The 19,282-nt window shown below is 65.9% G+C and carries 17 protein-coding genes and 1 pseudogene; 12 read left to right on the forward strand and 6 right to left on the reverse strand.

Annotated elements, in window-relative coordinates; translation table 11 throughout:
* The first annotated feature begins 3 nt into the window (after positions 1 to 3).
* The 4 genes and pseudogenes from ON44_RS32360 to ON44_RS54160 form a co-directional block, all read left to right on the forward strand.
* A complete protein-coding gene (locus ON44_RS32360; protein WP_063721660.1) occupies positions 4 to 900 on the forward strand; it encodes an aminotransferase class I/II-fold pyridoxal phosphate-dependent enzyme in 897 nt (298 codons plus the stop codon).
* A gap of 237 nt (positions 901 to 1,137) precedes the next feature.
* Positions 1,138 to 1,461 (forward strand): cupin domain-containing protein, encoded by a 324-nt coding sequence (locus ON44_RS32365; RefSeq protein WP_245567425.1) that lies wholly within the window; start codon positions 1,138 to 1,140, stop codon positions 1,459 to 1,461.
* An 89-nt stretch (positions 1,462 to 1,550) separates the two neighbouring features.
* Entirely contained in the window at positions 1,551 to 1,739 is a 189-nt protein-coding gene (locus tag ON44_RS50650) for a ribbon-helix-helix protein, CopG family (protein WP_040697332.1), read from the forward strand.
* Between the two features lie 64 nt (positions 1,740 to 1,803).
* Positions 1,804 to 1,917: pseudogene (locus tag ON44_RS54160) on the forward strand (type II toxin-antitoxin system death-on-curing family toxin); the annotation flags it as partial.
* A gap of 226 nt (positions 1,918 to 2,143) precedes the next feature.
* Here ON44_RS54160 and ON44_RS32380 read toward each other — a convergent pair.
* A complete protein-coding gene (locus ON44_RS32380; RefSeq protein WP_040697338.1) occupies positions 2,144 to 2,551 on the reverse strand; it encodes an SdpI family protein in 408 nt (135 codons plus the stop codon).
* Between the two features lie 128 nt (positions 2,552 to 2,679).
* Here ON44_RS32380 and leuS point away from each other — a divergent pair, with 128 nt between their 5' ends.
* Positions 2,680 to 5,529 carry a leucine--tRNA ligase gene (leuS, locus tag ON44_RS32385; protein WP_040697341.1) on the forward strand — a complete coding sequence of 950 codons (2,850 nt, stop codon included), beginning with the start codon at positions 2,680 to 2,682 and terminating at the stop codon, positions 5,527 to 5,529.
* A 184-nt stretch (positions 5,530 to 5,713) separates the two neighbouring features.
* Here the strand turns inward: leuS and ON44_RS32390 are convergent, their stop codons facing one another.
* Both ON44_RS32390 and ON44_RS32395 read right to left on the reverse strand, forming a co-directional pair.
* Positions 5,714 to 6,484, reverse strand: coding sequence for a polysaccharide deacetylase family protein (locus tag ON44_RS32390; protein WP_040697440.1), 771 nt, complete (start codon positions 6,482 to 6,484; stop codon positions 5,714 to 5,716).
* A gap of 192 nt (positions 6,485 to 6,676) precedes the next feature.
* Positions 6,677 to 7,372: an SDR family oxidoreductase gene (locus ON44_RS32395; RefSeq protein WP_040697344.1), complete on the reverse strand. Its 696-nt coding sequence runs from the start codon at positions 7,370 to 7,372 to the stop codon at positions 6,677 to 6,679.
* A 202-nt stretch (positions 7,373 to 7,574) separates the two neighbouring features.
* Between ON44_RS32395 and ggh the strand changes: the two genes are divergently transcribed.
* On the forward strand, positions 7,575 to 8,912 hold the full coding sequence (gene ggh / locus ON44_RS32400) for a glucosylglycerate hydrolase (RefSeq protein WP_040697348.1): 1,338 nt from the start codon (positions 7,575 to 7,577) through the stop codon (positions 8,910 to 8,912).
* Positions 8,913 to 9,095: 183 nt separating this feature from the next.
* Entirely contained in the window at positions 9,096 to 9,776 is a 681-nt protein-coding gene (locus ON44_RS32405) for a glycoside hydrolase family 25 protein (RefSeq protein ID WP_245567426.1), read from the forward strand.
* A 98-nt stretch (positions 9,777 to 9,874) separates the two neighbouring features.
* On the opposite strand, the gene ON44_RS32410 is transcribed toward ON44_RS32405, so the two are convergent.
* Positions 9,875 to 11,947, reverse strand: a complete 2,073-nt coding sequence (locus ON44_RS32410; protein ID WP_040697354.1) for a PhoX family protein — start codon at positions 11,945 to 11,947, stop codon at positions 9,875 to 9,877.
* 258 nt (positions 11,948 to 12,205) lie between these two features.
* Here ON44_RS32410 and ON44_RS32415 point away from each other — a divergent pair, with 258 nt between their 5' ends.
* Positions 12,206 to 12,451, forward strand: a complete 246-nt coding sequence (locus tag ON44_RS32415) for a hypothetical protein (protein WP_040697356.1) — start codon at positions 12,206 to 12,208, stop codon at positions 12,449 to 12,451.
* 58 nt (positions 12,452 to 12,509) lie between these two features.
* Here the strand turns inward: ON44_RS32415 and ON44_RS32420 are convergent, their stop codons facing one another.
* Both ON44_RS32420 and ON44_RS32425 read right to left on the reverse strand, forming a co-directional pair.
* Positions 12,510 to 13,313: a hypothetical protein gene (locus tag ON44_RS32420; RefSeq protein WP_040697357.1), complete on the reverse strand. Its 804-nt coding sequence runs from the start codon at positions 13,311 to 13,313 to the stop codon at positions 12,510 to 12,512.
* A gap of 106 nt (positions 13,314 to 13,419) precedes the next feature.
* The gene (locus tag ON44_RS32425) at positions 13,420 to 13,962 is read right to left on the reverse strand and encodes a lipoprotein LpqH (protein WP_040697359.1); all 543 of its coding nucleotides are present in this window, start codon (positions 13,960 to 13,962) and stop codon (positions 13,420 to 13,422) included.
* Between the two features lie 146 nt (positions 13,963 to 14,108).
* On the opposite strand from ON44_RS32425, the gene ON44_RS32430 reads away from it, so the two are divergent.
* From ON44_RS32430 to ON44_RS32445, 4 genes are read left to right on the forward strand one after another with little or no spacing between them, the layout of a single operon-like run.
* A complete protein-coding gene (locus ON44_RS32430; protein WP_040697361.1) occupies positions 14,109 to 15,437 on the forward strand; it encodes a hypothetical protein in 1,329 nt (442 codons plus the stop codon).
* Complete coding sequence (locus tag ON44_RS32435) at positions 15,437 to 16,483, forward strand: hypothetical protein (RefSeq protein ID WP_040697363.1); 1,047 nt, start codon at positions 15,437 to 15,439, stop codon at positions 16,481 to 16,483. The genes ON44_RS32430 and ON44_RS32435 overlap by 1 nt, the downstream gene beginning before the upstream one ends.
* Complete coding sequence (locus ON44_RS32440) at positions 16,483 to 18,018, forward strand: tetratricopeptide repeat protein (RefSeq protein WP_040697366.1); 1,536 nt, start codon at positions 16,483 to 16,485, stop codon at positions 18,016 to 18,018. Before ON44_RS32435 ends, ON44_RS32440 begins: the two co-directional genes overlap by 1 nt.
* Complete coding sequence (locus tag ON44_RS32445; RefSeq protein WP_040697377.1) at positions 18,015 to 19,280, forward strand: CHAT domain-containing protein; 1,266 nt, start codon at positions 18,015 to 18,017, stop codon at positions 19,278 to 19,280. Before ON44_RS32440 ends, ON44_RS32445 begins: the two co-directional genes overlap by 4 nt.
* Positions 19,281 to 19,282 lie beyond the last annotated feature (2 nt).

A 19,282-nucleotide genomic window follows, 5' to 3' on the forward strand; every position in this document is an offset into this window, starting at 1 on the left:
GTACTGGCACAAGCCAATCGCTATCCGGAGTTCCTTCCGCGTCAGCTGCCGAGGTTGATCGGGGGGCATGTCGGAGTGCATTCGGATCAGGTGGTTGTCGGTTCCGGCGCGACCGGGGTGGCCATGCAGATCATCCAGGCATTGACCAAGCCGGGTGACGGAATCGTCTACGGTGCACCGACTTTCGACGGCTATCCGATCATGGCGGAGATGGCCGATCTCGAGGTCGTTCCGGTGCCCCTGGATGCCGCGGGCAATCAGGATCTCTGGGCGATGACGAAGGCCATCGACAAGCGGACCGGGTTGGTGGTGGTCTGCCGTCCGCACAATCCGACCGGCACCGTGATCTCGGCCGGTGAGCTGAAGTCGTTCCTGGGCTCGGTGCCGCGCCGGGTGCCGGTCATCCTGGACGAGGCGTATGCCGAATTCCTCGGTCCCGCCGATCGGGTCGACACTCTGGAGCTGCTCAACCGACATCCGAATCTGCTGGTCCTGCGCACCTTTTCGAAGGCCTACGGACTGGCCGGTCTGCGCATCGGCTACACCTTCGGCCGCAGCGAGTTGATCAGTCGCGTCCGCAGGCTGCAGCTGCCGTTCGGGGTGGGTTCAGCGGCGGTGGCCGCGGTCGCCGCGTCCTACGCCGCCGAACCCGAATTGGCCGCGCGCATCCTGCGCATCACCACCGCCCGCGAGACCCTGCGCAGTGCGTTGCTGCACCGACACATCGCCGTGCCACGCAGCTACGCCAACTTCCTCTACCTCCCGGGCCCCGGCGTAGCAACGGCGCTACGCCGAGCCGGCATCGCAGCCAAGGCCTACCCCGACGGCAGCGCCCGCATCGCCGTCGGCGCCCCCGAAGCAGACAACGCGGTCCTGAAGGCACTCGAGTCCCTCCGCTAGCCGGACCGCCCCGGGTCACCCTGGCCCCGGGGCGGCCCGCGCCGGCGGATGCGCTCAGCACGAGCGACGCGGTCGGCGCCAGCGGATCAAGATCAGGTGACACTAGTGGCGGTGGCTTCTCGGGCGATGCCGCCATAGGTGCCACCTGATCTTGATCGCGGGTGGTTCCATGGGGAGGTGGTGAGGTGGTGGGAGTTCCGGGTGAATGCGGCGCCGGCGCGCGGGACGGCGAGTCGGGTGCTGTTTCGGTTTGCGTTGGGAGGGCGGGAGGTTATCGGTCGGCAGACGGTCGTCGAACCTGGTGGGACAAGCGGCTGGCACTACCACGACGGCACGCTGCTCGTGCTGGTTGCCCGCGGCACGCTCGACCACCCCGGTGGCGACTGTGTCCCGGTCAGCTACCGGCGCGGCCGAATCTTCCGGGAACCCAGCGGCCCGAACTATCCACATGTGGCACGCAATCTCGGGACGACACCGGTGACCCTGTTCGTGCTGTACCTGAACCCGGTCGGCAGCCCGCTGTCACATCACGTCGACCCGCCTGCGTGCGCCGACCGATAGCCGCTTCGCGACGTAGCAGCGGCGTTCGCGGGCCCCATGAGGTTTCGGCCGCGCCACCGCCGCGAGCCGTGGTATCGAAGGTTGTGGCGATGACCTTGCGACTCGATGATGACGACGACCGCATGCTGACCGAGGAAGCCGCGCGCACCGGCCGCTCCAAGCAAGAGATCGCGAAGGACGCGATTCCCCTGCATCTCACCGCGAACCAGGAGGTGTTCGAGGCGATGCTGGCGCGCAGCATGCAACGGCACGCCGAATTACTCGAACGGCTGGCGTGATCCCATACCTGACGGTCCACGAACTTCTTTTGATCGCGCGGGCCGTGAACCGCGGACCGACGCGATCCGGGATTACGGGTTACTCGCCTCCGCCGCAGCGCGTCCATCCCCCAAGGTGTTCGGCGTCGATCCGGAATTGTTCGAAAAGGCCGCCGCATTGCTGCATTCGCTTGCTCGCAATCATGCCCTGATCGACGGCAACCAAAGCACCGCGTGCCTCGCCGCGGCGCTCATGCTCGAACGTAACGGTGTGATGCCAACCGCCCTCCCGGACGAACAGGAGCCGATCATGATCGCCGTCGCGGTCGGGGACATGGACGTGCCGGAGATCGCCGAGCATCTCCGGAAATGGAGCGAACAGCAGCGCGCACGACGTCGCGATGGGGTCTGGTCGCGACCGCGCGTCAGTTGGTCGGGGCGCAGGTATCGCGCAACGAGCACGCACCGCAGGAGGAACCGCAGCCACCGATCTCTTGGGCGGGAACCAACTCCTCGACCGCACGAGCTGCGGCATTCGCGCCCGCGCCGAGGGTGAACAGCGCGACCGTCGCTGTGACCGCCGCAACGATCAGCGCCGGAAAACCACCTGCGGCGAGGGCGACGAGACCGCCCGCGAAGAGCAGTGCGCCCGCGGCCACGGAGGTGGGGGCGGCGACGCGGTTGGCGATGCGGAAGGTTTCCTCGTCGTGCAGTGCCGCCTCGGTGTGCACCCCGACGAAGCGGTTGCGTGGCAGCCGGCCGGTCAGTCCGAGCACACCGGTTGCGATGGCGACCATGGCCAGCACGAACAGGGTGAGAGCGACGACGAACACCCGAGAAGGCTAGCGCACCGCCGCCACGCCGGATCCAGCCCGGCCCGATTTTCGGTGTATAAGCCCTGACGTTCTACCCTGATAGACACATCTATGACGGGGATCGGCGAGAACAAGAAGGCAGGACCGTGGCGGACACTCGTGCAACCGAAAGCGATGTACCGGAGCACAGGTACAGCGCCGGCCTCGCCGGCCGCATCGAGCGCCGGTGGCAGCGGACCTGGGACGAGCGCGGAACCTTCCACGCGCCGAACCCGGTAGGCCCGCTCGCGGGTGCGACGCCGACGGACAAGCTGTTCGTCCAGGACATGTTCCCGTATCCGTCCGGCGCGGGTCTGCATGTCGGGCATCCGCTGGGCTACATCGCCACCGACGTCTTCGCGCGCTACCACCGGATGCACGGCCGCAATGTGCTGCACGCGCTGGGCTATGACGCATTCGGTCTGCCCGCCGAGCAGTACGCGGTGCAGACCGGTGCGCATCCGCGCCAGACCACCGAGTCGAATATCGCCACCATGCAGCGTCAGCTGGACCGGCTCGGCCTGGGCCACGACCGTCGGCGCTCGTTCGCGACCACCGATCCGGAGTACTACAAGTGGACGCAGTGGATCTTCCTGCGCATTTACAACGCTTGGTACGACAAGGATCTGGACCGCGCCCGCCCAATCGCGGAACTGCAGGCACAGTTCGTTTCGGGTGCCCGGCCCACCCCCGACGGCCGCGCCTGGAATGATCTGACCGCGGCCGAACGCGCCGAGGTGCTGGACTCGTATCGTCTGGTGTACCAAACGGATTCGGTGGTCAACTGGTGTCCCGGTCTGGGCACGGTGCTGTCCAACGAAGAGGTCACCGCCGACGGCCGCAGTGAGCGCGGCAACTTCCCGGTATTCCGGAAGCGGCTGTGGCAGTGGATGATGCGCATCACCGCCTACTCCGACCGGCTGGTCGACGACCTGGACCGCCTGGACTGGCCGGAGAACGTAAAGGCCATGCAGCGCAACTGGATCGGGCGATCCCGTGGTGCGCAGGTGAAATTCGACGCCGATGGTCAGCAGATCGAGGTCTTCACGACGCGGCCGGACACCCTGTTCGGTTCCACGTATGTGGTGCTGGCGCCCGAGCACGAGCTGGTCGACAGGCTGACCGCGGAGGCCTGGCCCGCGGGCGTCGATCCACGCTGGACTTTCGAGGACGCCGGTGACCCTCGGGAAGCCGTTGCCGGATACCGCAAGGCGATCGCGGCCAAATCGGATCTGGAGCGGCAGGAGAACAAGGAGAAGTCCGGCGTCTTCCTGGGTTCCTATGCGACGAACCCGGTGAACGGCGCGCAGGTGCCGATCTTCATCGCCGACTACGTGCTGGCCGGTTACGGCACCGGCGCGATCATGGCGGTGCCGGGACACGATCAGCGCGACTGGGAATTCGCCTCGGTATTCGGCCTGCCGATCGTGGAAGTCATTTCCGGCGGGGATATTTCGGCCGCGGCCTACTCCGGTGACGGCGCGCTGGTGAACTCCGATTACCTGAACGGCTCGGCGGTCGAGGAGGCCAAGGCCACCGTGATCGCGCGGCTGGAGGCCGACGGCCACGGCAAGGGCACCGTTCAGTACAAGCTGCGCGACTGGCTGTTCGCCCGCCAGCGCTACTGGGGTGAGCCGTTCCCGATCGTCTACGACGAGGACGGCGCACCGCACGCACTGCCGGAATCCATGCTGCCGGTCGAACTTCCGGAGCTGGACGATTTCGCACCGGTCACCTTCGATCCGAACGACGCCGACTCCGAACCTTCGCCGCCGCTGGCCAAGGCCACCGACTGGGTCAATGTCGAACTGGATCTGGGCGACGGCCCCAAGCAGTATCGCCGCGATACCAATGTCATGCCGAACTGGGCGGGCAGCTCCTGGTACCAGCTGCGCTACGCGGACCCGACGAACGCGGATGCGTTCTGCGCCAAGGAGAACGAGCAGTATTGGCTGGGCCCGCGCACCGCGGAGCACGGCCCGAACGATCCGGGCGGCGTCGATCTGTACGTCGGCGGTGTCGAACATGCGGTGCTGCATCTGCTGTACGCGCGGTTCTGGCAGAAGGTGCTGTTCGATCTGGGTGATGTGAGCGGTTACGAACCGTACCGCCGCCTGTTCAACCAGGGCTATATCCAGGCGCACGCCTACACCGATGCGCGCGGTGCGTATCTGCCCGCCGCCGAGATCATCGAGCGCGACGGCAAGCACTACTTCCCCGATCCGACCACCGGCATCGAGATCGAGGCGTTCCAGGAGTACGGCAAGATCGGAAAGTCGCTGAAGAACGCCATCTCGCCGGACGAGATGTGCGATATGTACGGCGCCGATACCTTCCGGCTGTACGAGATGTCGATGGGTCCGCTGGATACCTCGCGGCCGTGGGCGACCAAGGATGTCGTCGGTGCGCACCGGTTCCTGCAGCGGGTGTGGCGGCTGGTCGTCGACGAGGAGTCCGGCGCGGTCCGGGTCACCGACGCGGCGCCGTCGCAGGAGACGCTGCGCCTGCTGCACAAGACGATCGCGGGTGTAGACGACGATTACGCCGCGCTGCGCGATAACACCGCGGGCGCCAAGCTGATCGAGCTGACCAACCATCTGACCAAGAGCTACCCCGCGGGCGCACCGCGCGAAGTGGTGGAGCCGGTGGTGCTGATGCTCGCGCCGATGGCACCGCATATCGCCGAGGAACTGTGGGAACGGTTGGGGCACAAGGAATCCCTGGCTCACGGCCCGTTCCCGGTGGCGGATCCGGCGCTGCTGGTCGAGGAGTCGGTGGAGTATCCGATTCAGGTGAACGGCAAGGTGCGCAGCCGAATTCAGGTGCCCGCCGACGCTGATAACGCGACCATCGAGGCGACCGCGCTGGCCGATGAGAAGATCGCGGCACTGCTCGGCGGGAATGCGCCGCGCAAGCTGATCGTGGTGCCGGGTCGACTCGTCAACATCGTCGCCTAGCGCACTTCCCGCGCACGGATTTGCACGCCGCGCGCCCCATTGCGCGCCATGGACGGGTTGGTGTGCCGCACACCACTTCGTGTGCCATGCACGAGTTGGTGTGCCGCACACCGACCCGTGTGCCACGCACGGATACGCCCGGTTATTTCGACGCGGCAGCCTAGGCGTGCGCGGCGCGGTTCGGTCAGCGCGGCGGCAGCAGGACGTCGTTGAGGGTCACCATGGAGAGATTGCGCTCCTTGATGATGTCCACCAGCTGCCCGTAGACGTGCGTAACCGCGGGCGCGTTCGCGTGCCCGATGATGATCGTCTGCGGGTTGAAATACTTACGCGCGCACTCCAGTAGGTAGTCCTCGGTGATCACACCGGAGTCCGACAGCGAGCCGTACCACATGGTCGGCACGGTGTAGCCGAGATCCGCGGCGACCCGATCGACCGTGCCGTTGTGGCGACCGAACGGCGGGCGGTAGTAGGGCGTGCCGTCCACACCGAAGTTGTTCCGCAGGAAGGACTTCGCCCGCTCCAACTGCGAGGAGATACCCGACGCGGACAGCTTGGTGAGGTCCGCGTGGTCCCAGGTGTGATTGCCGAGCTGGATCTGACCGGAATCGACCAGGGGCCGCAATGCGTCTCGGTGAATCGCCCACGAGTCGTAGTAGGCGGTCACGAAGAAGGTGAATCGCGCGCCGGTATCCCTCGCGAATTTGATGTAGGCCCCGACGACTTCCGGACTCGCGCCGTCATCGATCGTGAGCGCCATATTGGTGCCACCGCCCGGCAGTGCGGTGATGGTCCGCGCCGGAATCGGCGTCTTCGGTCCGATCGGCGGCGGGGGCAGCAGCGGCGCGGGCAGTATCGGCCCGTTGCCCGCCGAACCACTGTTGAACGGCTCCCCCTCGGCCCGCACACAGCCGGTCAATGCCACCGCGGTCCCTGTAGCAAGCATTGTCAGCAGCCGACGTCTATCCACGATTCGAACCCTCTAGCTTCGCTCTATCAGCGCACCGCCGCCCCGTCGACGCAAACGCGCAGGTAACAGACGCGAGGCTACCGAGCGAAACTGTCCCCGAGCTGAACCTCGGAAAAACATGTCAAGAAAACGACACCATCTCGGCCTCACATTCGGATGAAATCACAGTGAGCCGAATCAGTAGGGCCGCAGCACGATCTCGGTCGGATGGCCGTCGCGCGGTGTGTCGATGGCCGAACGCACGGTCCCCGCGACGGTCTCCGGGCTCAGGAATTCCTCCGCGCGATACTCGCGCCCCTCACCCGCGATGATCTCCCGCTGCATATCGGTATCGATGCGGCCGGGATGGATCGAGGTCACTCGCAGCGTCGGCTCCTCCAACCGCAGCGCGTCACCGAAGGCCCGCAAACCGAACTTGCTTGCCGCGTAAGACGCCCACCCCGCATTAGCCCGCAATCCGGCACCCGAATTGATCAGCACCACATGACCGTTGGCCGCGCGCAACGCGGGCAGCAGCAGCCGAGTCAACTCGGCGACGGCAATAATGTTGGCTTCCAAGGTATTTCGCCACTGCTGTACCGAGGATTCGGCGATCGAACCCAGGTCCGCGATACCGGCGTTGTGTACCAACACATCCAGGCGCTCGATCGGCGAAACTGCTTCCGCCACTGCGGAATAGTCGGTCAACTCGACCGGCCATCCGGTGGCGCCGGGCAGTTCGCCTAATATCGCGCGCAGCGCCTCGGCCGAGCGGGCGCCGAGCAAGAGATCGTGGGTCGGTGCGAGTTCGCGAGCGATCGCGGCGCCGAGCCCGCGGCTGGCGCCGGTGATCAGCGCGGTCGGCTTCGGTGTGCTGGTCACGGCGGTGGTCATGGAGTCACCGTATCGGCCACCGAAACGGGCGGTAGCACTACCCGCACGCGCGGCGATGGATGCATAAAGCGAATAAGTGGAATTCACGGACGGGGCATGCAGAGTGAGATCCGGCGCACAACAGCTGGCCACCAGGGCGCACCAGGACGAGACACGAGTCACTGAGCGGGCGTACTTGCGGGTGTCATCGCAAAATAGGGGGATGGCACACCCAGGCTTCACCCCAACACAGCTCGCGGCTCGCGCCGCCTACCTGCTACGGGGCAATGACCTGGGCACCATGACGAGTGCGGCACCCCGGCTGTATCCGCACATGTGGAGCTGGGACGCCGCCTTCGTCGCGGTCGGTCTCGCCCCACTGAGTGTCGAGCGCGCGGTCATCGAACTGGACACCCTGCTTTCGGCGCAGTGGAAGAACGGGATGATCCCGCACATCGTCTTCGCCAATGGTGTGGACGGCTACTTCCCCGGCCCGGCCCGCTGGGAGTGCAAGAGGCTGGCCGCCAATGCCCCGGACGGTCCGGACACCTCCGGCATCACCCAGCCGCCGGTGCACGCCATCGCGGTGCAGCGCATCCTCGACCATTCCCGCCGCCACGGCCGCAGCACCAGGGCGGTGGCCGAGGAATTCCTGAATCGGCGCTGGCCCGATCTGGTGCGCTGGCATCGCTGGCTGGCCCATGCCCGCGACCCCAAGGAGAGCGGCCGGATCACGCTGTATCACGGCTGGGAATCCGGGATGGACAATTCGCCGCGCTGGGATCGGGCCTATGCGAATGTGACGCCCGGTGATCTGCCGCCGTATCAGCGCGAGGATCTGCTGGTGGTCTCGGATCCATCGCAGCGGCCCAGCGACCGCGAATACGACCGCTATCTGTGGCTGGTCGAGCAGATGCGCCGCGCCGGATACGACGACTACCAGCTCGCCTCGACGATGAGCTTCGCGGTGGAGGACGTCTTCGTCACCGCGATCTTCGCGCTGGCGTGTGAGGTTCTCGCCAATATCGGCGAGGAGTACAAGCAGCCCCATGCCGATGTCCGCGAACTGTATTCGTGGGCGGAACGCTTTCGCGCGGGCGTGGTCGCGACTACCGACGCACGCACCGGTGCGGCCCGGGATTTCGACGTGCGCCTCAAGCGCTGGATCAATACCGAAACCCTCTCGATGTTCGCCCCACTACTGTGCGGCGGCCTGCCCCGCGACACCGAACGCAGCCTGTTGCGCCTGTTCGAGGGCCCGCGCTTCTGCGGTCATCCGGACCTGCGCTATGCCCTGCCGCCGTCCACCTCACCGGTCTCCAAGGACTTCCGCTCCCGCGAATACTGGCGCGGCCCGGTCTGGCCGGTGATGAGCTGGCTGTTCTCCTGGGTCTTCGCCCGCCGTGGCTGGGCCGAGCGCTCCTTCATGCTCCGCGCCGAAGGTCTGCGCCAAGCCAGCGACGGCAGCTTCGCCGAATACTACGAACCATTCACCGGAGAACCCCTCGGCAGCATGCAGCAGTCCTGGACCGCGGCCTCGGTCCTGGACTGGCTCGGCTGACGCATCCGGCCCGGTCGCAGCAATGGGAGCCGCTGGGTGACGTGAGCGGCCCCAGCGGGCGGTAAGTGAATACTGCGCAAATGCCTCAGATGTAACTCTGGTCACAAACGATACTTGTCGCTATCGTCAAAAAGCATGGATAGCACTCGTTGGAGATCGACCCGCGCCGTGGCGTTGTCCGCGATGACGGTGGGCAGCATCCTGATGGCTACTTCGACGGGAACGGCGGTGGCCGGCCCGAGCGGACCCGATGTGTCGTCGTGGCAGCACGTCGACGGCCGGTTCATCGACTGGTTCGCGGTGCGAGGGGCCGGGCACGCTTTCGCCATGGTGAAGGCGACGGAGGGCGTGAATTACGTCAATCCGTATTTCGTGCCGGACAGCATTCTGATGCGGGCGGCGGGGGTCGCGCGCGGGACGTATCACTACGCGCGACCGAACCTGCCGCCGGAGCCGCAGGCGGCGCTGTACGCGACCGTCGTGCTCGGACAGAACGGGCCGCTGGATCTGCCGCCGGTGCTCGATCTGGAGAATGCGGGCGGACTCGCTCCGGCCGGACTGATCGACTGGACGCATCGGTATCTGAATACCGTGCAGGCCCTGACCGGACGGGTGCCGATCATCTACACCTATCCGAATTTCTGGAAGTCGGCCATGGCGAATACCAATGAATTCACCAGGTATCCGCTCTGGATCGCCGACTATCGCGGCAATGACCAACCCGAAGTACCGGGTGGCTGGCCGACATGGACGTTCTGGCAGACCACCGACAGCGGCCGCATTCCCGGTATCGCGGGCGGCACCGATGTCAACGTATACAGCGGCGCCCAAGGCGATTTCGCGCGCTACGCCAATATGGGCTGAACACAGCACGAAACCGCTACTCCCTGCAGGTTGTCGAGTAGCGGTTTCGTGTGTGCGGGGCAGCTGCGCCTACCCACCCCGCCTGCTGCGCCCCCTAGCTAGGCGCCGATTCGCCCGCCGCCCTTCTTCCACACCGAGACAACGGCGGGTCTGGGCAGACTATCGCCACCATCGGGCCAATGCGAGGCGGGCTTTTCCGCGGTCGCGTCATCGCGCTCGCCCGGATGCTGGACGCAAACGGTGACCCGCTGCTCCGACACCGTCGGACCGCAGGTCTCCGCGCCGAACGGGACGGTCAGGAATTGTTTGGTCTCACCGCGATTCGGCCCGTCGAGCACCACCGAGAACAGCCCGTCATTGGCACCGTTGGCGCGCGACGCATCGGTGGAGATCCACAGATTGCCGTAATCGTCGAATGCGAGATTGTCCGGTGCCGCGATCGGGCTGACCTTGGCCTTGTCGAACCCGGCGAAGTAGGTGTCGGTGGTCTTCGGATCACCGCACAGCATGAGGATATTCCAGGTGAATGTGGTGCCCGCGTGGTCGTCGTCGAGTTCGAGCACCTGCCCGAATTTATTGATATTGCGCGGATTCGCCTCGTCGATGGCGGGCTTGCCCTGCGCGCCGCGCTGCTCGTTGTAGGTCAGCGCGACATAGACCTTGCCGGACTTGGGATTCGCCTCGAAATCCTCGGGACGGTCCATCTTGGTCGCGCCGACCTTGTCCGCGGCCAACCGGGTGAATACCGAAACCTCTTCGGCGGTGAAGCCGTCCACCTTCGAGGTTGCCTTGCCGTCCTCGCCGGTGACCAGCAGCGGAATCCATTGGCCGGTACCGGTGAAGCCCTTATCCGAGGGCACCGTGCCATTGCCGTCGATCTTGTCCGGGTGATCGCCGGTGAATTTGGCGACGTACAGCGTGCCCGCGTCCAGAATCGTCAGGTTGTGCCGCATACTCGCCTGGCCGTTGCCGGACTGCACCTTTCGCGACGAGACGAACTTGTACATGTAATCAAAGCGCTCGTCATCACCCATATAGGCGACCACGGTGCCGTCCTTGGCGACATGAATGGTCGCGGCCTCGTGCTTGAACCGGCCGAGCGCGGTGTGCTTGATCGGCGCGGCCGCGGCATCCCACGGATTCACCTCGATGACCCAGCCGAATCGGTTGGCCTCATTGGGTTCCTTCGCCAGATCGAAGCGCGCCTCGTGCCGCTCCCATTTGCGCTCGGAGGCGCCGTTCGGGAAGCCGTAGCGCTTGAGCCTGGCCTTGGCGGCCTCGTCGGTGACCTTATCGCCGTTGGCGAAGTACTGGTTGATGTTCTCTTCACCGGAAAGCACTGTGCCCCACGGGGTCAGGCCGCCGGAGCAGTTGTTCAGCGTGCCGAGCACCTTGGCGCCGGACGGGTCGGCGCTCGTCTTCAGGAAGGCGCTGCCCGCGGCGGGTCCGGTGACGGTGAATTCGGTGGTGCCGGTAATGCGGCGGTTGTATTTGCCGAATTCCGGTGTCAGCTTGCCGGTTCCGGATTCGCCCTTTACCTGGACCACCGAAAGACCGTGTGCGGCAATCGCGGTCTGGTAATGCTCGAGTGCGGGCTCTTCCTTGTTGTAGCCCTTGAACATCTGCGGTTCGGTGGTGTACTCGTGATTCACCACCAGCAGGTAGGTATTCGCCTGCCCTTCGATGGGCAGTAGCGCGGCGAAGTCGTTGTTGAAGCCGAACTGTTTGGCCTGCGTGGCCGCAGACTGGGCATTCGCATCGAACTTCGGAGCTTCGGCGAATAGCGGGTCGCCCCAGCGGATCACGACATTGTGCTCGTAACCTTCCGGAATGACCAGTGCGTCATCGGAATTCGCCGCGACGGGTGCGAAGTTGGTGCCGACCGGCACACCGTCGACCAGCGAGCCGCCCGCCGCCAAATCGACCTTGTCGTCGTCTCCGCAGGCCGCGAGCACACCGGCCGCGCCGACCGCGACCACGACCCCCGCACTGCCCTTCAACATGCCGCGCCGCGTCAGCGCCGCGCGCACCATATCGCCGAAGTATTCGTTCTCGGAAGTGTTCGGAACCTCGTGGAAGCAGGCGTTGCCGCATTTGTACTGACAGGTGATGGCCGAGCGCTTCGGCTGGCCGTCGCGCTTCACGAACAGGGCTAGGGGCTTCGGTGTCACGACTGCGCCTCGCTAGCGCTCGACTCCGTCGTGCCACCGAGGTGGCCGCTGTTTCTGGTTCGCTCGCTCACGATGAACTCCTGACATAGTGCCGACCGGCGCACCGTAAGCCGCTCAGGCAATCCACAGGAAACAGTCAGATGAACGTCCGACCAATTAGGTAACCCTCAATATGCGTAGCGCGCTACTGATGTGTGGCTTCCCCGCCAGGAGGAGGATCGGGACGAAGGACATGAGTACCGAGTCAGGAGTAGTGCGATGACCTTGTCCGGAGGAAAACCCCAGCTCACCTCGCAGGCGCTGGACTATCTCGATTCGATTCTCGCGGGCGCGGTGGCCGAGGCCCGCGTCGTAATCGTCGACCATGACCATATGGGTGAAGACGGCGACGGCGGCTGCAACAGGTGTACCCACCCCACCTGTGTCGGCTTCATCCCGGGCGGTGGTGCGGTCTGCAAACGGCCCACCTGCCAGCACAGCTTCTTCAGCCACCGCGTCTTCTGACGCACAAATAAATATTGCTCCCGTTCCTGATGAACGAGAGCAACATTCTGTTCCGGGGCTAGGCATTGACTTGCAGTGCAATCACGACCTCTTGTTCGTTCTCCGGCAGATAGTGGACCTGGATGATCCGACCGACCTGCACCTGGGCCACGCTGGCGGGCGGCAGGAACTTGTCCACGCTCGTGGTGAAAGTCGTTCCGTCGGACCGGGTCACGACCAGGCCGAGCTCGATCTTGGAATACCCGTTGCGAATTTCGCCGGGCACCGCAAGCGATTGCACAACGGCCTGAGCGGTGATGCCGCGCTCGGCGATATCGAGTTTGGCCTTGGTGGTGAAGCCCTTTCGGATCATGGATTCGTTCATGGCGCGCTGGGCCGCCGACATATCGCCGGAGCGATCGACCTCGACCTTGTCGGTGCGATCGGGGAGATAGCGCACCGGCAGCACGACACCCGGCTGCAGCAGTGCGAGTTCGGTGAGCGGAACGATCATTTTGGCGTGCGAGTCGAAGATCTTGCCGTCGACGCCCTCGACGCTGAAGTCGATGCGGATCTGCGGCTGATCATTGACGGTCAGCCCGGTCTGGCGGAAGGACTTGATGGTGCCGATGCCGACCAGACCGTCACGGAAGGCCGAGCTGTTATTGCCGGTGAAGGCCGCCAGAATGCCCTCGCCGGTGAAGGCGAAGACGATCGGGACGATGGTCAGGGCGATGATCGGCAGCGCCATCTGCGGCCCGACCCAGGCGAGCGTGCTGTCGTCGAAGGGGCCGGAGCTGGTGTAGGTGAAACCGTGCCAGAGGTAGTAGCCGATCGAGAGGACGAAGAAGGCGGCGGCGAGCGAGCGGGCGATGTTTTTCATGGTTTTCCCTTGTGTATGAAGCGGTTTGCCCCGCTCACGCCCCTTACGTCAAGGGGCGTGAGCGAGCGCCGGCGAGGCGGAGCCGTGAGCGGGATGGTTGTTCGGGTCAGCCGCCGACCACGGTGGAGCAGGCGAAGGTGATGTCGAATTTCGAGCTCTTCGGGCTTGCGGTCGGATTGGTGAGGTCGGGCGCGCCGACGCCCTCACCGGTGACCTTGTAGGTGTTGCCGTCCTTGACGACCTTGGCCGAACCGCCGGGCATGCCGTTGCCGAAGCCGAGGGCGTAGGGCAGGCCGTTGGCGCCGCCCTTGCTGCCCGCTACCGCGACGGCCTGGACGTTGTCGCTGCCGGTGATGGAGGCGCTCACGCTCAGGGTGCCGTATGTGGCGTTATTGGTGTCGCTGAGCGCGAGGGCGAGGGTGTCGCCCTGCTTGGCGCAGGTGGTGTCGAACTTGCCGTCGAGCGCCTTGCCGTCGACCGAGGCGGTCGACTTGCCCGACGCGGGCGCCGAGGCTGCCGAGGTGCCCGGCTTGGCCGAGGTGGTCGCCGAGCTGCCCGAGTCGTCACTGCATCCGGTGACGAAGAGGGCGAAGGCGGCGGCCGAGGCGGCGAGGGCTGCGGCGGAGATGCGGACCGGCTTGGTGTTCATGATCTGTTCCTTTTGCTTCGTTCGGCTCCGGTGTTGGGCCGATACGAGAAAGGTAGGAATCGAACGCGCCCTACCGATCCCAGGTTTTTCGGAGTCTGAAACGGAGGAAGTTCCGTTAACCTGGTCGAATGCGACGGCCGCGCGCGATGGTGCTGGACGAGGTTTGGCGCCGACTCGAGGGCGTCGAACCGCTCAGTGGACCCCACGGCGGGCCGCTGCGGCGGACCGTGAAGCTCATCCTGGATCCACTGGTCATTCGCCCTGTGCAGAATCCACTGTGCGCGGGCCCGATCCTCACCGCCGACGGCGCGGTTCTGCTCGCCACCCGAATCCATGCCGCCGCCGATGTGCTGCGCGCGACAGCGGCCTGGTTTTCGCTGCTCAAACAGGTCCGGCGGGCGCTGCGGATCACCGAGGGCAATCCGCAGGATCTGTATTTCCAGCGCGCCTTCGAACTCGCCACCACATCGGGTATGCCGGATCCGGGCCGGGACCGGGCGACCGCAGAGGCGACACTGCGCGACGTCCACGAATTCGCGGCGGGGCGCACCACACAGGCGCTCAAGGAGTACATCACCGCGAGTGCGCGGACTGCCGAACTCGACTCGTTGATCGATATCGCGTGGGGACGACGTCCGGTGGGCGGTCCGACCGGAGAGCACGCCGAGCTGTTCGCGGCGCTGCTCGATGCAGCCGCGGCTCGTGACGGCCGGAGCGCCGACGGGCAGCGGACATTCGATCAGCTCGTCGCCACCCATGCCGGGACACACGGCGGAATCCGACTATGGGACAACAGCTTCGAGCCGACGGCTCATCAGCTAGGGCTGACCGCAGTGCCGATTCCGCAGCCACCCGCGCTCGGTTCGTCGGCCTCGAAGGCCAGTCTCGGACTGCCGTTCGATCGCACCATCTACGAGCGCGTATTCACCGTGCTGCAAGCGTCGAGTGAACGGGCCGAACTGCCGCCCATTCCGGAATTGGTAACCACGGAGATCGCCCGAAGTTGTTCGCCCTGGGCACTTTTGGATGAATCACTACGCATCGCGGCGACTGCCGGGGCCGCGCTCGCGCTCGGGTTGCGGCCGATCGCGTCGCATATCGGCACCAACGGCGCACAGCCCGCTGCCGAGACGGCGGCGCATCGGGTGATCAACGGCCGCTGGCAGCGGGAGGCATACGTCCTGCAGGCGCGACGGCTCGTAGTGCGCACCGATATCGAAATGCCCAGTGGACCGCTGGCGGTCATCGCCACCGAACTGCGTACGCCATGGCGGCCCTACCTGCGACGGCTGTGGGTTCGGCTGCACGGACGCGATGTCAGGGAGTTCGGCGTGTACGAGCTGGACGAGCTGTGGGATCTGCTCGATGGGGTGGCGCGCTCGGTCATGCTGGACCATCGCATGCGGGTCAAACAGGCGCTGAGTGTGCGTTCCCTTGTCACCGAGCCGGATCCGGCGGAATCGAGGGCGAGCTGATGAGTGCGGCCGTGCGGATCGAACCGGGCGGGGACGGGATCTGGATCATCGCGCCCGAGGGAGCGCCGACGGTGCTGGACGGCACCGCGGCAATAGACGTGCTGGTGCTCGAGGTGGTCGGCGGACATCTGTCCTGGAGTCTGCTTGCCGGACAGACGATTCCGGCTGCGGTAATCGATGATGTCGAGCTCGCGCAGGACTGGTTGTGGGCGGTGTACGGCGAGCGGATAGCCGTTGCCATTGCCGACACCGAGAGCGGCGGAACCGAATTCACCGACGTGGCCGAACCCGTGGTGCCGGAGCTGGTGGCCGCCGCCTGGCGGCTCGGGTTCGCGTATTGGGCCGCGCGATGGTGGCCCGCATCGACGATCGATGGCATCACGCCGCTCGACGACCAGCTGCTCGACCAGGAAATCGCGACGTTGCGCGCGGCGTGCGAAATGCTCATCGATGACGATGAGCAGGCGCCCGATGACGAAACAGCAGCGTCGGATGTCATCGCCTCCGTCAAAATGCCTGCTCGCGCAGAGGATTACGCGCTGGCCGCCGGTGGCGTGGCGGATCGTCCAGCCGGGGCGCTGTCGCTCGCGCGCGGCACCGGCGGTTGGGACTGGCGACGGTGCCCGCCCGGCCTCATCGACGCGTCCGAACGGGCAGTGTCCTGGGAATCAACCCGTAGTTCGGGAACTACGACGGTGCGCGTCACCGCGGTAGCCGCACCCCAATTGGGCTCGGACGCACCGGCACACCTGCACCCGCGCGCCTTCATCACCACACCCGCCGGCACGGCGGAGGCCGAGCTGGACCTGGTCGGCGATCTGTGGACCGGCGCGGCCACCACGCCGTCGGATTCCGTTTCGACGGTGGATGTCTACGTGCCCGGTGTCGGTGCGCCCGGCGAACCCGAGCCGGGTGGCCTCGAGGTCCGGCGACAGATTCGTGAGCTCGCGGCCGCACGACTGCGTCGCGCTGCCGCCGCGGACGATGCGGTCGATGCACCCCTGCTCGCCGAAATCGCGGCCGCCGCATCGGATTCGGACTTCTGATGCCAGCCGATGACGGTCGCGAGCGACTCGCCGAGGGAGCCGCCGCCTATCAGCGTGGCGATGTCGCCGAGGCCAGGCGGCTGTTCGAGGAAATCGCCCGGACGAGCACGGATGGACTGCGGGTGAGCGCGCTGGTCAATGCCGCGAGCATGTGCGATGAACTCGGCGATCATGCCGGGGCGATCGTCATGTTTCGCGAGGCGCTCGCGGAGATGCCCACGGACGCGATCGAAAAGCGGCCCGCCGCATTGATCAACCTCTCCCAGGCGCTGCAGCACATCGGCGATCTCGATGGTGCGCAGGAGGCGCTGGAACAGGCGCGGGCGCTGCTCACCGAACACAACGACGAGAGCATGCAGCGCGTGGCCTGTCTGCTATCGCTGACCGCGGTGGCATTCCATCGCCAGAGCTGGGCCTACGCCATCGAACTCGCCACCGAATCATTGGATGCGGCAGTGCGTTTCGCACCGCACCTGGCCGGACATCCGCTCTCGACGCTCGGCGGGATCTACTTCGAGACCGGACGGCGCGAACTCGCCGTCGACTTCATGGGCCAGGCGCTGGCGGCCTTCGATGCCGCCGGTGATCGCAACGCCGTCGCGGAGACGGAACAGAACCTGGCCGTCATGTACGTCAGGTTGGATCGGTTCGACGAGGCGGAACCGCCGCTGCGATCCAGCCAGGAGTACTTCGAGCGCGCCGAACTCGGATATCGCGCGGGCGTCGGGCTGAAGACCATGGGATTTCTCGCCGAGGGCCGTGGCGATACCGATGCGGCGCATCAACTCTATCGCCGCAGCCTCGACTATTTTCAAGAATCCGGTGCAGTGCTCGATGCCGCCGATGTGCGAGTGCGCCTGGCGACCGTGGCGTACTCGAACGGACAATACGACGAGGGCGAAGCCCTCATCGACGAAGCATTTGCCGCCTATGCCGAGCGCGGTCTCGGATTGCACTGTGCCCAAATCGATTTCTGGCATGCGGCGCTGTTGGAGTCGGTCATCGAGGCGGCCGAATCCCCGGATGCCGAACTATTGGGGCGGGCGATCGATCTCGCGGTGCCGTCGGCGCTGGCCATCGATGCCGTGCGCTACACCCTCCCCAATGGCAATCAACGCGAGAAGTGGAACCGCCAGATCGCCGATCCGGCAATGCGAATGGCATTCCGGTTCGCCTACCTGTCCGGCAATGGTCCGCTGATCGTGGATCTCATCGAAACACAGTGCGCGGGTACGACATTGGATATCGCCAGATCGGCAGTCGGCGGGCCGCCGCAGCTGCCTCTCGAACTATTCGATCCACCGGCTGAGCCTGCGCAACCCGCAGTGCAGGTCGGGACCGGGGCGCAGAGTGGGTCGGCCCCGCAGTTGGGCACGGCGCTGGCCTCGGTCGCGGCGAGTGCCGGACTGCCGGTGGCGCCACCGCCGCGGGTGGCCGTCGCACCGGACGGACATATCGCATTGGCCGGGTATATCGAGGCCGCCGAGCTGCGGTACCGGCATCCGGTGCGGGACAGCCGGGTGCTGTCCGCATGACCATCTCGGAACAACCGACCGTCATTGTGCGGATGGCGGATGCGGGCGATCTGTACATGTCGTGGCGCTGGTTGCGCAACGAATACGCCCCGGGTGCGAGCATGCTGCCCGGGGATGCGATCGCCGACGCCGTCGAGCAGTTCGCGCAGGCGCTGCCTGATCCGGCGGTCCCAGGCGGCCTCGAACGTGCCATGACCACTGGCGCTTTCGCCTCATACGACGCGGAATATGTTGTTGCGCAGGCGCTTTCCCGCGCTTTGCTACCCTATGGCCTGGCGGCACAGTTGTACGACCTGCACGTGCGCGGTGTGCGTCCACATATTCGGCTGCAACCCTCGCCCCGGGTAGCCCAGATCCCGTGGGAGATCATCGCTCCCAGCCCGGAACTGCGGCTGGTGGATATCGCCGATCTCAGCCTGCTCGCTCCCACCAGCATCGTGCACGGTCCGGACCGCACGGCTCGCACCTGGTCCGAGACGGGCGCATTGCCGGTGGTGGCCGTACTGGATCCGCGCGTCCCGGGCTTTCGCGCCGATTCCGCACTCGGCTCCGTCCTCGGCCGCATGGACCCCAAAGCCCCACTCGCCCAACGGGTTGCCGAATATTCGTCCCAGGGCCGACTACTGCCCGCAGTCGACGATCCCATCGACGCATTCCGCCGCACGGATATCGATCGCAGCTGGTTGAGCGAAGCGCTACGCGGCGGTGCCAGCCGTCTGACCTATGTGGGGCACGTAACCGCCGCGGCCCCCGAATCCGGCCAGAGCGAAGCCTCCGAACTACACCTCGCCTGCGACGCCGAATCCATCGGCTTCGCCACCCCCGTCCGAGCGCACCGTCCCCTCTCGGCCAAGGATCTACTACTCGGCACCCACACCCTGACCGCCGAACCCGTTGCCGGACCCCAACTCTGGCCGATTCCGAGCCGAGTCGCCCTGATCGCCTGCGAAAGCGGCGGCGATATGCGCTTCAGCGAGGCCCTCGGCCTGGTCGCCGCCATGATCAACGGCGGCGCCGAACTGGTCACCGCCAGCCGCTGGCCGCTCCCCACCGATTTCGCCTTTCAACGCCTAGCCGGCGCACCCCCTGATGCCCATCCCCTGCAAGACGCCATCTGCGCCATCGACGCCGCTCACGAACACCCGGACCCGGTAACCGCCCTCGCCATCTGGCAACGATCTCGCCTGACCGCCTGGCGCACCACCCACGCCATCGAACACTCCCCCCTCCTCTGGTCCGCCTTCGCCACCGTCCGCACCTGAGC

It is taken from the genome of Nocardia vinacea NBRC 16497 (assembly GCF_000308835.1).
GTDB classification, from domain to species: domain Bacteria; phylum Actinomycetota; class Actinomycetes; order Mycobacteriales; family Mycobacteriaceae; genus Nocardia; species Nocardia vinacea.

What these genes read in the sequence shown, in the direction of transcription:
- ON44_RS32435 (WP_040697363.1), top strand. Translation starts at nt 15,437, where the DNA reads ATGAGTGCGGCCGTGCGGATCGAACCGGGCGGGGACGGGATCTGGATC.
- ON44_RS32430 (WP_040697361.1), top strand. Translation starts at nt 14,109, where the DNA reads ATGGTGCTGGACGAGGTTTGGCGCCGACTCGAGGGCGTCGAACCGCTC.
- ON44_RS50650 (WP_040697332.1), top strand. Translation starts at nt 1,551, where the DNA reads ATGACCTTGCGACTCGATGATGACGACGACCGCATGCTGACCGAGGAA.
- ggh (WP_040697348.1), top strand. Translation starts at nt 7,575, where the DNA reads ATGGCACACCCAGGCTTCACCCCAACACAGCTCGCGGCTCGCGCCGCC.
- ON44_RS32445 (WP_040697377.1), top strand. Translation starts at nt 18,015, where the DNA reads ATGACCATCTCGGAACAACCGACCGTCATTGTGCGGATGGCGGATGCG.
- ON44_RS32395 (WP_040697344.1), bottom strand. Translation starts at nt 7,372, where the DNA reads ATGACCACCGCCGTGACCAGCACACCGAAGCCGACCGCGCTGATCACC.
- ON44_RS32420 (WP_040697357.1), bottom strand. Translation starts at nt 13,313, where the DNA reads ATGAAAAACATCGCCCGCTCGCTCGCCGCCGCCTTCTTCGTCCTCTCG.
- ON44_RS32425 (WP_040697359.1), bottom strand. Translation starts at nt 13,962, where the DNA reads ATGAACACCAAGCCGGTCCGCATCTCCGCCGCAGCCCTCGCCGCCTCG.
- ON44_RS32415 (WP_040697356.1), top strand. Translation starts at nt 12,206, where the DNA reads ATGACCTTGTCCGGAGGAAAACCCCAGCTCACCTCGCAGGCGCTGGAC.
- ON44_RS32405 (WP_245567426.1), top strand. Translation starts at nt 9,096, where the DNA reads ATGACGGTGGGCAGCATCCTGATGGCTACTTCGACGGGAACGGCGGTG.
- ON44_RS32440 (WP_040697366.1), top strand. Translation starts at nt 16,483, where the DNA reads ATGCCAGCCGATGACGGTCGCGAGCGACTCGCCGAGGGAGCCGCCGCC.